This window comes from Christiangramia pacifica, from assembly GCF_057221535.1.
This window is the reverse complement of the sequence record NZ_CM170146.1, coordinates 77,056-90,712: the sequence shown is the minus strand read 5'-3', so window position 1 is coordinate 90,712 and position 13,657 is coordinate 77,056. Positions and strand designations below refer to the sequence as shown.

Genomic DNA, 13,657 nt, shown 5'->3' with positions numbered 1-13,657 from the left:
AATACGGTAGTTATTATGTCTAAAATACCTTTATTTTGGTGGAGTGAGCCCAGGCTCATGCAAAAGAAGAAAGAGAATTATGGCGATTTGTTGTCGAAATATATTGTTGAAAAGATTTCTGGAGAAAAGGTGAATTGGACTCATCCTAAAAAGATTTCTTGGTATAGAAAAAAAAATAATTATTTAGCTATAGGTAGTATTTTACAGCATTCCAATAGGAATAGTATAATATGGGGAAGCGGAGTTATCGACAGAAAGCATTCTATTGAAGCTAAAGATTATAGAGCCGTAAGAGGACCTAAAACGCGAGATTTTTTATTAAACTTAAATAAAAAGGTTCCTAAGGTTTTTGGTGATCCTGCTCTTCTACTTCCAGTTTACTTTAATCCAAAAATCAAGTTTAAATATAAACTTGGAATCATTCCTCATTACAATGATTATCATAAGGTTGTAAGCCGATATAAAGATGTTGACTCAATTAGAATAGTTAATATGATGACTCTTGATGTTGAAAAAACAACTAGAGAGATTCTGGAATGTGAGAAGATCGTTTCGTCGTCTCTTCATGGGGTAATCATAGCTCATACGTATGGAATTCCGGCATTATCAGTGAAGTTCTCTGATAATGTTTTTGGTGATGGAATTAAATACGAAGATTATTATGCTTCAGTTGGCATTAACGATTTTAAGCAAATAAATATGAGCTCTAGTCTTTCGCTAAAAAGATTACTGGATTTGGTTTCTAAAATAGATCAACCCAATATGAAAAAAATTGAAGATTTGAAATTAGGATTGATAAAATCATGTCCTTTTAAAACGTCGTAGTTCTTCAGAATTAATAAATTTTGTCATGGTAGTTAAGGATAATCATATTAAAAATAAGCAACATTATGATAAAGCTTATTCAAAAATTTCTATCGGCACGATTTTATGGAAGATAAATAATCTTGATCGTTTTCTGGATAATGCTATTAAAACCGAAACAAGTTGGCATGGATTATATAAGTTTGATTTTGCTGAACGGTTACACGGAAAGAAAGTTCTGGAACTTGGTTGCGGGGATTGCACCAACGCTGCTGTGATGGCACAATTAGGTGCAGAGGTTTGGGCTAACGATATAGCGGATACTTCTGGAGATATTATAAAAGAACTAAATAAAGCTCATGATTTTGATATACCTATCAAATTCTATCAGGGTGATTTTCTTAATAATAATTTGGAAGATCAATCATTTGATCTAATTGTTGGTAAGGCATTTTTGCATCATTTGGAGTTAGAAGAAGAGAAACTTTTCTTAAAGGAGTGCGCAAGATTATTGAAAATAAATGGCGAGGCAAGATTTTTTGAACCGGCTGTTAATAGCAAGCTTCTTGATGAAATACGGTGGTATATTCCCGTTACAGACCGTCCCTCTAAATTTGATAAGAAGGCCTTTAAATTGTGGAAAAATGAGGATCCTCATCCAGATAGGAGTTATAGCTCTAAACATTTTAAAAATGTAGGAAAATTGTTTTTCGAATATGTAAAAGTTTTTCCTATTGGAACTTTGGAGAGATTTCATCGATTTTTTCCTAAGCAAGATTTGATAAATTTAAAATATCGTCGTTGGGCATTGCGAAATGAAAGGTATTTACCCAAATTTATAAATCTAAAATTTACAAGAAGTCAATTAATAATTCTTAGAAAGAAGAACATTTGAAGGAATTTTTATTCTCTATTTCTTATTAAACTAAAAAGATGATTGATAAAATTAAAAATTTAATTCGTGAAAATAGAAGGAATCAGAAACAGATAATTAAGGAATGTCGAGAATTAAATTGGGCTCATACTTACCATGACAGTATTCGTGGAAAAATCTTTCTAGAAACCTTGTCCTTAAACGTGGGTAGATGGGCAGGTAATTATGCCTTTTTTTACATTTTAAACAGAATTTTATCTGAAATAAAGCCGCAGAATATTTTGGAATTAGGATTAGGTGAATCTTCAAAATTTATAAGTACCTATTTAGATAATATACTTATAACAAGTAATCATCTAGTTATCGAGGAGAATGAAAGATGGAAAAAGCAGTTTCTCAAGAATAATGAACTAAGTACAAGGTCAGAAGTTATAATTTGTGAACTCACATCGGAATTATACGATTCTAAAGAATGTATGTCTTATTCTGGGATTGAAAAATTTCTTTCTAAGTCTTATGATCTCTATATAGTTGATGGACCAGTTGGTTCAAAAAATTATTCAAGGATTGACATGTTGAAGATCGGAGAGTCCTTAGATGCTTCTAGTGAATTTGTAATTATAATTGATGATTTTGAAAGGGATGCTGAAAAGGAATCAGTTAAAGTCCTTTTAGAAATTTTAGTTAAAAAAGGGATTAAATTTTATGCCACACCATATTTCGGTAGTAAAGAAGTGTTAGTGGTTGCAACTGAAACGTACAAAAATACCAGATCTTTTTAATTACTTAAATTGAAAATTTGGACGATATAATATCTATTATAATACCATCCCATGATCGGTATCCAATTATTGGACAAACTTTGGATTCAATTCTCAATCAAAACTACGTGAATTGGGAATGTATTATAATCGATGACCAGAGTACGGATTATACAAAAGAATTAATTCAATTCTACACTGAAAGAGATTCTCGGTTTAAATTTTATATAAGGCCTGATAACTTGATCCCAGGTGCTAATTCCTGTAGAAATTTTGGTTTTGTAGTTTCCAAAGGAAATTACATAAATTGGTTTGATAGTGATGATATAATGCAGGTTGATTTTTTAAACCTAAAACTCCGAGCAATAAAAAAATATAATGCTGATTGTTGCCTCTGTGAATTTGAATCTTTTAAAATTTCTTACAACAAAGAAACAGCTCAATATTTCGGAATAAAGGACAAAGAAATTTTGAAAAATCTTTTAATTGAAAATCATCGAATTCCCACACACAGTCCTTTATGGAGGAAGAAATATTTGTTAAATAAAACATTATTTGATAGTGATTTAAAAATATCACAAGACTTAGATTTTCATACACGCTTGTTTGGCATGAATCCAATAATTGCCGTTGTACACAAACCATTATTTAAATTAAGAAGAGGGCATGATAGTATCACTTCGAATTTTTATAAAAATATGGATTTGTATTTTGCTAGTTTCTTTAAATTAAGAAAACAAATTTTTACAGAATATTGCGATAATCAGTTGATCCAAGATTACTATCTTAATCAATTGATTTCTGTTTTTAAATTCAATTTAGGTAAGAGAAGATTAGGGATATCTTTGAGAATTCTCAATTTTATTTGGGCTAATTATGCTTTCTTTACTATTAAAAAGCGTTTTAAGTTTATTAAAATTTATTTTGTTTTTCTTTTAGTAGTTTTTTCTGGTAAGGGATTATCTAAATTTAAAAATACGTTTATTATAAATTCACAAACCCTGGTAGATTAAAATGTATTTCAATACTATTGATTTTGCAATCTTCCTACCAACAGTATTCTTTATTTACTGGTTTGTATTTCCTGACAATCTAAAATTACAGAATTTATTGAGATTCGGCAGAAAATGATCAGAATTTTTAAAACTTTTGCGCAGAATTATAATCTAATTTTTCTTGATTATTATAAAGACTTAATAACCTATCAAAAGAATTTTTTCTGTAATACGTTGCATTTAAATAGAACTGGGTCTCAACTTTTTTCAAAAAAAACTTAGTTCCGATCTATAAAACATATTTTTAGAAGCAAATTAGAGCATGGCTTTTAGAATTAAGAGCACAAGTCAAATTAAATAATAACTTACAAGGTCTTAAAAGAGATCTTAATCTTAAGGAGATATGTATTTATTCTGGTATTCATTGAAGCAATTCCATCCTTACCCTAAATCACTCTATAGAAAAAAAGGAATCAAAGGAACATTTGGATTTCAAGAAGAGAACTATGGTGATTTATTATCATTGTATTTAGCAAAAAAAATGACCAGTAAAAGAATAAAATGGTATAAACCTAAGGAGTTTTTTAAGTCTAAAAATTATTTCTGCGTTGGTAGCATTTTAAATTTTTGCGATGAATGTAGTGTTATATGGGGGAGCGGTATTATTAATGTAAATCATGATATAGCAAAAGCCGATTTCAGGGCTGTTAGAGGACCATTTACGCGTAAAAGACTTCTAGAATTAAATATAGATTGCCCCGAAGTTTATGGAGACCCCGCACTCTTATTACCTGAATTTTACAGGCCAAATATCAAACCTAAATTCAAAGTTGGAGTAGTGCCACACTTTACAGAATTTAGCAAGGCAAAAAAGGTTTTCAAGAATAAAAACGAAATATCAGTAATTAATTTATTAACAAGAAATGTAGAGGCAGTAACTCGTAAAATTTTAAATTGCAATTTGATATTATCCTCATCTTTACATGGGTTAATTGTAGCACATGCCTATGGAATACCTGCCATTTGGGTGAAATTTGGTGATAGTGTATATGGAGACAATATCAAATTTAATGATTATTACGCTTCTGTTAATATGGATTGCCCGAAACCAAGAATAATAAATAGCCTAGATGATTTTAGTTTGGCTTGTTCAATTCACGACGCAATGGAATATTTACCAAAACGAGAAATTATAGATACTAGAAAAAGGGATTTATTTAATTCGTGTCCATTTTAAAATTGTATGTCTAATTTTAGTAAGAATAAACAAATTGTTTTTATAGTAGGGACGGGAAGATCGGGAACACATCTGCTTGCGCGAACACTCACTCATCCTGAGAAAACCTATTCTTTTATAGAAAACAATCTTTCCTTTAACTCTTTAGTCGAACTTGCCGCTGGTCTAAATTCAAATCACTCAAGCTTAAGAAAGGTTCTATGGAAATATAAATTCTTATTGTTTATTAGTCCAAGACCATTCATTATTGAAAAATCACACCCAAATTTATGGCATGTAGAAGAAATTCTTCGTTATATTCCTAAAGCAAAATTTTTAGGTATCTACCGAAATCCTTACGGAACTGTTGCTAGTATGTTAAGGCATAAAGGTGTTTTAGAATGGTATACCAAGTTGCTCTTAAATAAGGAGAATTCTCTTTTGGGTATTAAGGATTCTAACCTTTCCTTTTATCAGGATCTTCCTAACGAAAGTAAATGTGCCTATAGATGGGTGTCTCATTTTAATAGAATTCAGGAACTAAAAACGAAATATCCTTATAATTTTAAAGATTTTAAATAGGAAGACTTTTATCTAGATACTGAATCAGTAATCACAGAAATTAAAGAATTTTTGAAAATAAATTATAAACCAAAAATTGAAAGTTTAAATTCTAGTTCCAAGGATAAATGGAAAGAAACTCTAACAAAAGAGCAAATTTCAAATATTAATTCGGTCCTTAGAAGAGAGAGAATTAAGGCACATAGGGAAAATAATTAAGAAGTTTTGGAGACCAGAATATACCAGAAAGAAAATAATAGAAATCTCCTGAGACTTTCCCGAGAAAGTTTTTTGGGTATATGGAAATCCAGGTTTCTATCCCGGCAAATGGCAGAGCGGGATATCAAGTCGCAATACCGGCAGTCATATTTGGGTATTTTATGGGCTTTCATCACTCCAATTGTAACCGCTGCGATTTGGATTTTTCTTAATAATTCAGGTACTATTAAAGTTACAGATACAGGTATTCCTTACCCAGTATATGCATTTACAGGAACATTAATTTGGTCTATACTTACAGAGTCTATTAATTCGCCTACGCAGAATACCAATATGTTTAAAGGTTTATTAACGAAAATTAATTTTCCGAAAGAAGCTATCATTGTTTCTGGTATTTATAAATTATTGTTTAATTCTTCAGTTAAGATTATACTTTTACTAGTGTTTATTTTAATTTATGGAGTGGGATTTCACTGGACTATTATTTTATTGCCCTTTGCGATATTGGGAGCCATATTATTTGGAACGACTTTAGGTCTACTATTAACCCCGGTAAGTATGTTGTATAAAGACATTGGGAAGATAGTATCTTACGGGATTAGTTTTTTAATGTACCTAACTCCGGTAGTGTATCCTATTCCAGAATCTGGAACTATGAGAAGCATAATGGAAATAAACCCTCTTACACCGCTTATTCTTACCAGCAGAGATTTTATTACAGGAGCATATCCGGAACATCTCTTATATTTTGTCATAGTAATAGTGTTATGTTTACCTTTATTAATGATTGCTTTATTATTTTATAGAATGTCTATTCCTATAATTGTTGAAAGATAAATTAAGGTTTAATGAAAGAGAATGAAGTTTTGGTTAAGGTCGAGGGACTCTCAAAAAAATTCTGTAAGGATTTAAAGACCAGTTTATGGTATGGTATAAAAGACCTGGTATCTGGAGTAAGTGGGAACAAACAAGAAAGGCTTTTAAGGGATAAGGAATTTTGGGCATTGCAGGATATTAATTTTGAATTAAGAAGGGGTGAGTGTCTTGGGTTGATTGGTCATAACGGTGCAGGAAAATCGACATTACTAAAAATTCTTAATGGCCTTATAAACCCTGATGCGGGGAAAGTAACCATAAATGGTAGAGTAGGTGCCTTAATCGAACTAGGTGCCGGCTTTAACCCTATTCTTACAGGGAGGGAGAATATATACAATAACGGTGCTATTCTTGGTTTTAGTAGAAAAGAGATTACCGAGAAGCTGCATGAGATTATTGATTTCGCTGAACTGGGAGAATTTATTGATATGCCTATTCAAAATTATAGTAGTGGGATGAAGGTGCGCTTAGGCTTTGCAGTTGCAGCTCAAATGGAGCCGGATGTTTTGATAATTGACGAAGTTCTAGCGGTTGGGGATGCAAGTTTTAGAGCAAAATGTTTTAATAGAATGACTGAATTAAGTCAGAGCTGTTGTATGATTTTTGTTAGTCACTCAATGCCTTTAGTTGGAAGGATTTGTCAAAAAGCAATTTTATTAAAAAGAGGTATAACAGAAAAATCTGGAGATATAAATGACGTTATTCATTTATATTTAAAAAATCAAAATTCTGGCTTAAAAGCTATCGTAGGTGATATTGTTCTAAAACATTTTAAGGCAGAATTATCGAATCACAGAGTTCTTTATGGAGAAGATTTAGTTCTTTATTTGGAATTTTCACTTCCACTACAAATAAAAAATTACTTAGTTCATTATACAATTTTGGATCAAGAAATGCGGTCAATATATCAATCTTTCTCTATCTCAGATAAAGAGGTTTTCGAGAATTCTGGAAAAATAACCCGTATGCGTCTAAAAATTCCAAACATCGATTTAACTAATGGAAAATATTTCATCAATATTGGATTCATAGAAGGTAATTATCAAGGTAGAAATATTTGCCGTTATGATGCTGCTGAAGAATTCTTAATTTATGGTAATTCTATTAACTCATTTGCCTCAATTATTAAAAATACTGAATGGGAAATATTAACAGAATAGCGCTCTTTAACGTAACTTATTTGGTAGATAAAAATCCAGGATGCAAAGCAACTCTTCAAGGTCTTAAATCTATTGTTCCAGGTGACATCTTATATCAATTTCCTTTAGGTTTTTGCTACCGTTTTTTCAAATCATCTTTTTTAAAGCCGAATAAATTTAATAACGGCTATGATTCAATAAGTTCAAATCCTGAAATTATAAAATTATTGAATCTTGTGGATATTTTTTTAATCAATGCAGAAGGAACCATTCATTCAAATTCTCAAGGCGCTCAAGCTCTTCTTGCCTTTGCCAAATTAGGAAAGAAATTAGGAAAGAAAGTATTTTTGGTAAATGGATCTTTTTTCAATTTAAATCCAACGCTACTGAATCTAATAGCCAGCTGTGATAAAGTTTTTGTTAGAGAAAAGAAGTCCTATGAATACCTGTCAAATTGTAGTATTTCCACCCAGCTTGTTCCAGATTGTGCTTTTCTTATCCAGAATTATAATTTGGTTGAAGAAAAAAAAGAATTTCTATATACTCCTGGAGTTCTGTTTACATATGGGAGTAAGAATAATAATACAGTTAAGAAAATTCTTGAAAATCATTTTTTTCAAATTAATAAAATAAGTAAGCCAACTTTTTTATTGGTTGAAAATAAGGAAGTTGAGTTAGCCAATTTTTGGCGAAATCTTGGAGGATTTGTTATAGATGTTAGAGATACTGATGTTTCAAGAATCATGGAAATAATTAGTGAATTCAGACTGATTATTTCTGGTAGGTATCATATCGCATTATTTGCAATAATGTTGAAAAAGGAAATAATACCACTAAAAAGCAATTCCCTGAAAATAGAGGGTTTGTTTAATAATTTCAAAGTTTCTGTAAAGAATATTATTCAAGATCCGTATGAGGAAAGATTGAAAATTGATGATTCCATTAAAGTAGAAATTGATCTTGACTCGGTTAGAAATGAGATACGTAAAAATTATTCTAATTTGTTTGAGTCTAAATGAAGGAATTTCTAATATTTACCTCAGGAGGTAGCCAGTTGATTACCCAGATTTCTACCCTCAAATTCTTGAATTTATATCATAGAAATTTTCAAGTTTTTTATATTGGCAACAGAAGTGAGCACTTAACTGAATGTTTAATAAAAATCTGTAAATGTTTTGATCTTCAATACAAAGGAGAGCTAAAAAACATACCAGATCCCCTGCCAATCAAAAAGAATGATTTAAGAAATCCTGTGGGTCTTTTAAAAAAACTTAATTATAATAAAGAACTATTCAATAATAAGTTTGATGGGTTGAGGGGGAAAGATGTTATGATCACTTTTAGAGAAAAAATGACCGGAGATATCCTACTTTTAAATGCCTTAAAACCAAAATCTGTAATTCTTACTGCAGATGGGGTGATTCATACTCCAAAAAGGAGAGATCTAAAAAGTCTAAATTATTTTGGATTAGGATCTCCAATAAATAAAATACCGGTAGATAAAAAGATTTATTCGCCTTATTATTTAATGGAAGATACAAATAAGGTGGGCACCGCTGTCGCTATTCCTGATAGCATATATAGTAAGAGCATTGCTAAATTATCTAAAGATGACTTTTTCTCTGCCTACGAAAATAAATTGAAAAAGTTTAAACCAAAAGTTATTCTGTTTCTGCAACATCTTGCCTTAAGCCATATTTGTACCAAGGAAATTGAAATTGATTTTTATACCAATGTAATAAAGGATTTAATTTCAAAAAATAAATATCCAATACTTATAAAACCTCATCCAAGAGATCCTCAAAGTAAAATTAATAGGCTCAGGATGATTCTTGAGCCTTTAGGTAATAAAGTAATATGGTTTGAGGATAATTTTGCAACAATTCCAATTGAAATATATAGAGATGATATTATCAAAAACTCTATAAATTTAGTAACGGCATCATCCTCTGCCTGTTTAGGTGTGAGATCTAGTAGTAATATGATCTATAACTATAGTGCTAGTTACTTACCAGAAAAATTCAATGAGGAAATACAAAAATTTAGTCAGAGATATCAAACTAGATTTATAGCACTATGAATATTCTATTTGTTACTCATGCCACTTCGTTAACCGGTGCACCTAGGGTTCTTTTAAATTTTTTAAAGTGGTTGAAAGAACATCATCCTGAAATAAACAGTACGGTATTAGATCTCGAATGCGGAGGACTTAAAAATGATTTCAGATCAAACTGTAATAAATATATTGCTCTAGAAGATTTTAAAGGAAAGAAACTAAAACTCCATGAAGATTTAAAAAAAAGAATTCTTAGAAAGATTGGGTTTCAAATATTTGAATCTTCTCGGCAAAAACAGCTATTTGAAAATTTAGCTGCACAAACCTTTGATCTGATTTATGCGAATAGTGCTCTTTCTATTCCTATCGCAAGTAATATTAAAAGACTAACCGGCCATAAGCTTTATCTTCTGGCACATGTGCATGAGATGAGCACAATTCTAAAACAGAAATCTCCTTATTTTACGAATTATAAGCCAGATATTGATTATTTAATAGCAGCATCTGAAGCAGTGGGAAATGAACTAATCAGGAATTTTAGTTGGGATGAAAATAAGATTGAAGTGATTTATGAGTTCATTGAGGAAAATAATCATATCAAATCGATTTCTAAATCTGGCTTTATAGTAGGTGGGGCGGGCACAGTACATTGGAGAAAAGGAAGCGATTTATTCATACAAATCGCCAATTTTATTAAAGAAAATTACGAAGAGCTTGATATAAAGTTTGAATGGGTAGGTTTTATTTCTGAATCAGAAAAAGCAATAATAGAAGCAGATATAGCTAAAGCAGGATTGAGAGATCATGTGACTTTTATAGGTGAGCAAAAAAATCCATTTCCTTCTTTCTCCAGGTTTGATGTTTTTCTTTTATCATCGAGGGAAGATCCTTTTCCATTAGTAGCAGTCGAAATTGGTAATTTGGAAAAACCTATTATATGTTTTGATAAAGCAACGGGAACTCAAGAAATACTTGTTCATGGAGGTGGTGAAGTGGTTCCTTATTTAAATATAGCATCTATGGCAGAGAAGATTGTTGAGTATTATAAAGATAGAGACAAACTTAAAAGGGATGGTTTCAGATCCAGGGAGTTATTTAGCCAATTCACTTCAGAAAAGCAGTGTCCAAGATTATATAGCGCTATTAAAAGTCTAATGATTTGAAGAATATCTTTGTTTCTGTTGTTATTCCGAATTACAATCATGCTCGATTTTTAGAGCAAAGAATAGAAAGCGTTTTGAATCAGTCTTATCAAAACTTTGAAATAATATTGTTAGATGACTGCAGCTTAGATGAAAGTGAAAAGATCTTAGATAAGTACTCAAAAAATAAAAAAGTAAGTCATTTCATTAAAAACACAGAAAACTCTGGAAGTCCTTTTATCCAGTGGAAAAAAGGTATTGAACTCTCTCAGGGAGATTTTATCTGGATCGCTGAAAGTGATGATTTTTCTGATCCATTTTTTCTAAAAGAAATGGTAGGTTCTTTAAAAAAAGATCCATCTATAGATATAATTTATTCTCAATCTTATGATGTGGACGAACATGATAATATATTATTTTCCAGGGAAAAATATACTTCAGAATTCTCACCTAATATCTGGAAGAACCAATTTAAATTTGATGGATTAACTTTTATCAAGAAATACTTGAAAGTTAAAAATGTAATTCCAAATGCTAGCGCAGTGCTTTTTAGAAAAGACCTGATCTCCAAGTATCTTTTTTCTGAAGAACTGCTAAATATGAAGATGTGCGGAGATTGGTTGTTTTGGTTGAGATTGTGTGAAACAGGAGATATAGCATTTAATCCACTAACATTAAATTTTTTTCGTGATCATTCCGCAACAAGTCGCAATCATAATTTTCGGTCTAAATTTATTAACCGTCTTCTTGAAGAGGCTACAATAAGAAATCACATAAGTCAATTAAAAATTGAACAAAATGTTGAAATAGGTAATTTGTATGATCGTTGGTATCATATACATAAGTTAAAAGATATAATAAGAAACAGATTTTACTCTGTGAAATTATCTGAAACTTCCTATCTTTCCTTTCTAAGTAATTTCGTGCGATACCGTTTAAATGGATAAACAAGTTAATATAGCTTTATGTTCACCTGGGAAGGATAAATATTCAGAAACTTTTATAAAAGCTCACAAAGACCATTTAAATGGTAGAATATTTTATTATTACGGAGGTGAGCTTCCTACTAAGTTGGAAGGTGGAATTGTTACTAATTCAAGGCGAGAACGTATCGTAGATATATTAAAAGGTTATTTCAGCTTAAATAAATTCTCCCTTGCAGAAAAAGCACTTTTAAAATCGTTTAAGCAAAATAAGATACACCTTGTTTTTGCAGAATATGGTATTACGGGAAGTGCACTTATTTCATCCTGTAAAAATCTTAATTTACCTTTAATTGTTCATTTTCATGGTTATGATGCTGTACAACGAGATGTATTAAAACTTAATAATTATTATAAAGATCTTTTCAGGTATGCTACCTACATAATTGCAGTATCTAAAGAAATGATATACGACCTTGAAAAGATTGGTTGTCCAAGAGATAAATTGATTTACAATCCTTGCGGACCTTCAAATGAATTTCGAAAAGTAATGCCGTTTTTCAAGAAAAAGCAATTTATTGCCATTGGTCGATTCGTAGATAAAAAAGCACCTTACTATTTGATTTTAGCTTTTATTGAGGTAATAAAAAAGGAGCCAGAAGCAAAATTATTTATTGCTGGTGCTGGTGAACTATGGAATAGCTGCAATAACCTAATTAAGTATTATAAACTTGAGGGAAAGGTAGTATTAACTGGTGTTATTAGTAGGGAAGAATTCATGGAATATTTGGCAAATTCTCTAGCATTTGTTCAACACTCAATTATTGCTAAAAATGGGGATAAGGAGGGGACACCCGTAGCAATATTAGAAGCGGGCGCCGCCGGTTTACCTGTTATTTCGACTAAACATGCAGGAATTCCAGATGTTGTTTTAAATAGAGAAACAGGTTTGCTTGTAGAGGAACATGACATCAGTTCTATGTCTGAATGTATGATTGAGCTCCTTCAAAATCCTCTACTGGCCAAAGAAATGGGTGAAAAAGCAAGGGAACGTATTGCTGCAGAGTTTAGTTTAGATAAGCATATAAATATCTTAGATGACTTAGTACAGAAAAGTCTTAATTAGATTTTATTAATTGAAATGCAAAAGTTAGTTTCTGTCATAATACCCACATATAACCGCTCAGAAATTCTAGGAGAAACTTTAGATTCCATAATTAGTCAAACCTATTTTGATTGGGAGTGTTTAGTAATTGACGATGGTTCGATTGATTATACCCAGGAATTGATGGAGTTTTACAGTTTGAAAGATGAGCGCATACGCTTTTATAAAAGACCGAAGGAAATTAAAAATGGCGCGAATGCCTGTAGAAATTATGGATTTGAACTGAGTAAAGGAAGATATATACAGTGGTTTGATAGTGATGACCTTATGCTTCCCAATAAACTAGCTATGCAAATAGAGGAGTTTTTCAAGAACCCTCAATTGGATATATGTTTATCCCAATACAGTTTAAACGATGCGGAGATGAATTTGATAGAGCATAGACCCTATTCCAAAAGTAATTATCTAATTAATTATCTCACAGAAAGGGCTTTTTTCAATTTACCAACCGCTTTATTTAAAAGAGAATCTCTACGGAATTTAACGTTAGATGAGACTCTCTATAAAGCTCAGGAGGTAGAATTTTTTCTCCGGTTTTTACAGAAACCAGATTTGGAAATAAGCCATATTCCTCAGGAAACGGTAAAAGTAAGATTACATGATAACAATATCACTTCCAGTTTTAATACAGGGAATAAAGAGGCTATTAACAGTGAAATGAAGGTGAGATTAAAAGGAGTCGATTTTATTCTTAAGAATGGAACCAAGAAAGATATACGCTTGGTGTTAAGATATTATTATTTATTTCTAATAAAAGTGCTCAAGCAAAATGAAATCGGTCTATTTTATAAATACTCTTTTAAACTTTTCACCATTCTTCCTATTTCTTACTTTGGAAAAATAAATAAATTATTGACTCTAGGTCCCCTTTTTCTAATAATGGGCCGTACACCATATAGATTTCGTAACCTCTTTTAGATTGTGAT

Annotated in this window: 14 protein-coding genes; all 14 read left to right on the top strand. The window is 31.1% G+C overall.

The window, feature by feature from the left end; all coding sequences use genetic code 11:
* Positions 1 to 15: 15 nt before the first annotated feature.
* The 14 genes from AC2S94_RS00425 (at position 16) to AC2S94_RS00360 (ending at position 13,649) form a co-directional block, all read left to right on the top strand.
* A complete protein-coding gene (locus AC2S94_RS00425; protein ID WP_484629548.1) occupies positions 16 to 825 on the top strand; it encodes a polysaccharide pyruvyl transferase family protein in 810 nt (269 codons plus the stop codon).
* 25 nt (positions 826 to 850) lie between these two features.
* Complete coding sequence (locus tag AC2S94_RS00420; RefSeq protein ID WP_484629547.1) at positions 851 to 1,699, top strand: class I SAM-dependent methyltransferase; 849 nt, start codon at positions 851 to 853, stop codon at positions 1,697 to 1,699.
* A gap of 38 nt (positions 1,700 to 1,737) precedes the next feature.
* Entirely contained in the window at positions 1,738 to 2,460 is a 723-nt protein-coding gene (locus AC2S94_RS00415; protein ID WP_484629546.1) for a hypothetical protein, read from the top strand.
* A 17-nt stretch (positions 2,461 to 2,477) separates the two neighbouring features.
* Positions 2,478 to 3,452: a glycosyltransferase family 2 protein gene (locus AC2S94_RS00410; RefSeq protein WP_484629545.1), complete on the top strand. Its 975-nt coding sequence runs from the start codon at positions 2,478 to 2,480 to the stop codon at positions 3,450 to 3,452.
* Positions 3,453 to 3,837: 385 nt separating this feature from the next.
* Positions 3,838 to 4,671: a polysaccharide pyruvyl transferase family protein gene (locus AC2S94_RS00405; RefSeq protein WP_484629544.1), complete on the top strand. Its 834-nt coding sequence runs from the start codon at positions 3,838 to 3,840 to the stop codon at positions 4,669 to 4,671.
* Between the two features lie 6 nt (positions 4,672 to 4,677).
* On the top strand, positions 4,678 to 5,232 hold the full coding sequence (locus AC2S94_RS00400) for a sulfotransferase family protein (protein WP_484629543.1): 555 nt from the start codon (positions 4,678 to 4,680) through the stop codon (positions 5,230 to 5,232).
* A gap of 204 nt (positions 5,233 to 5,436) precedes the next feature.
* Positions 5,437 to 6,267 carry an ABC transporter permease gene (locus AC2S94_RS00395; protein ID WP_484629542.1) on the top strand — a complete coding sequence of 277 codons (831 nt, stop codon included), beginning with the start codon at positions 5,437 to 5,439 and terminating at the stop codon, positions 6,265 to 6,267.
* 11 nt (positions 6,268 to 6,278) lie between these two features.
* Positions 6,279 to 7,466, top strand: a complete 1,188-nt coding sequence (locus AC2S94_RS00390; RefSeq protein ID WP_484629541.1) for an ABC transporter ATP-binding protein — start codon at positions 6,279 to 6,281, stop codon at positions 7,464 to 7,466.
* Positions 7,445 to 8,464 carry a polysaccharide pyruvyl transferase family protein gene (locus AC2S94_RS00385; protein WP_484629540.1) on the top strand — a complete coding sequence of 340 codons (1,020 nt, stop codon included), beginning with the start codon at positions 7,445 to 7,447 and terminating at the stop codon, positions 8,462 to 8,464. Before AC2S94_RS00390 ends, AC2S94_RS00385 begins: the two co-directional genes overlap by 22 nt.
* Positions 8,461 to 9,525: a polysialyltransferase family glycosyltransferase gene (locus AC2S94_RS00380; protein ID WP_484629539.1), complete on the top strand. Its 1,065-nt coding sequence runs from the start codon at positions 8,461 to 8,463 to the stop codon at positions 9,523 to 9,525. Before AC2S94_RS00385 ends, AC2S94_RS00380 begins: the two co-directional genes overlap by 4 nt.
* Positions 9,522 to 10,664, top strand: a complete 1,143-nt coding sequence (locus AC2S94_RS00375) for a glycosyltransferase (protein WP_484629538.1) — start codon at positions 9,522 to 9,524, stop codon at positions 10,662 to 10,664. Before AC2S94_RS00380 ends, AC2S94_RS00375 begins: the two co-directional genes overlap by 4 nt.
* The gene (locus AC2S94_RS00370) at positions 10,661 to 11,590 is read left to right on the top strand and encodes a glycosyltransferase (RefSeq protein WP_484629537.1); all 930 of its coding nucleotides are present in this window, start codon (positions 10,661 to 10,663) and stop codon (positions 11,588 to 11,590) included. Before AC2S94_RS00375 ends, AC2S94_RS00370 begins: the two co-directional genes overlap by 4 nt.
* Entirely contained in the window at positions 11,583 to 12,692 is a 1,110-nt protein-coding gene (locus tag AC2S94_RS00365) for a glycosyltransferase (RefSeq protein ID WP_484629536.1), read from the top strand. Before AC2S94_RS00370 ends, AC2S94_RS00365 begins: the two co-directional genes overlap by 8 nt.
* A 15-nt stretch (positions 12,693 to 12,707) precedes the next feature.
* On the top strand, positions 12,708 to 13,649 hold the full coding sequence (locus AC2S94_RS00360; protein WP_484629535.1) for a glycosyltransferase family 2 protein: 942 nt from the start codon (positions 12,708 to 12,710) through the stop codon (positions 13,647 to 13,649).
* Positions 13,650 to 13,657: the final 8 nt, after the last annotated feature.

What these genes read in the sequence shown, in the direction of transcription:
- AC2S94_RS00390 (WP_484629541.1), top strand. Translation starts at nt 6,279, where the DNA reads ATGAAAGAGAATGAAGTTTTGGTTAAGGTCGAGGGACTCTCAAAAAAA.
- AC2S94_RS00420 (WP_484629547.1), top strand. Translation starts at nt 851, where the DNA reads ATGGTAGTTAAGGATAATCATATTAAAAATAAGCAACATTATGATAAA.
- AC2S94_RS00415 (WP_484629546.1), top strand. Translation starts at nt 1,738, where the DNA reads ATGATTGATAAAATTAAAAATTTAATTCGTGAAAATAGAAGGAATCAG.
- AC2S94_RS00385 (WP_484629540.1), top strand. Translation starts at nt 7,445, where the DNA reads ATGGGAAATATTAACAGAATAGCGCTCTTTAACGTAACTTATTTGGTA.
- AC2S94_RS00405 (WP_484629544.1), top strand. Translation starts at nt 3,838, where the DNA reads ATGTATTTATTCTGGTATTCATTGAAGCAATTCCATCCTTACCCTAAA.
- AC2S94_RS00400 (WP_484629543.1), top strand. Translation starts at nt 4,678, where the DNA reads ATGTCTAATTTTAGTAAGAATAAACAAATTGTTTTTATAGTAGGGACG.
- AC2S94_RS00375 (WP_484629538.1), top strand. Translation starts at nt 9,522, where the DNA reads ATGAATATTCTATTTGTTACTCATGCCACTTCGTTAACCGGTGCACCT.
- AC2S94_RS00365 (WP_484629536.1), top strand. Translation starts at nt 11,583, where the DNA reads ATGGATAAACAAGTTAATATAGCTTTATGTTCACCTGGGAAGGATAAA.
- AC2S94_RS00380 (WP_484629539.1), top strand. Translation starts at nt 8,461, where the DNA reads ATGAAGGAATTTCTAATATTTACCTCAGGAGGTAGCCAGTTGATTACC.
- AC2S94_RS00360 (WP_484629535.1), top strand. Translation starts at nt 12,708, where the DNA reads ATGCAAAAGTTAGTTTCTGTCATAATACCCACATATAACCGCTCAGAA.
- AC2S94_RS00425 (WP_484629548.1), top strand. Translation starts at nt 16, where the DNA reads ATGTCTAAAATACCTTTATTTTGGTGGAGTGAGCCCAGGCTCATGCAA.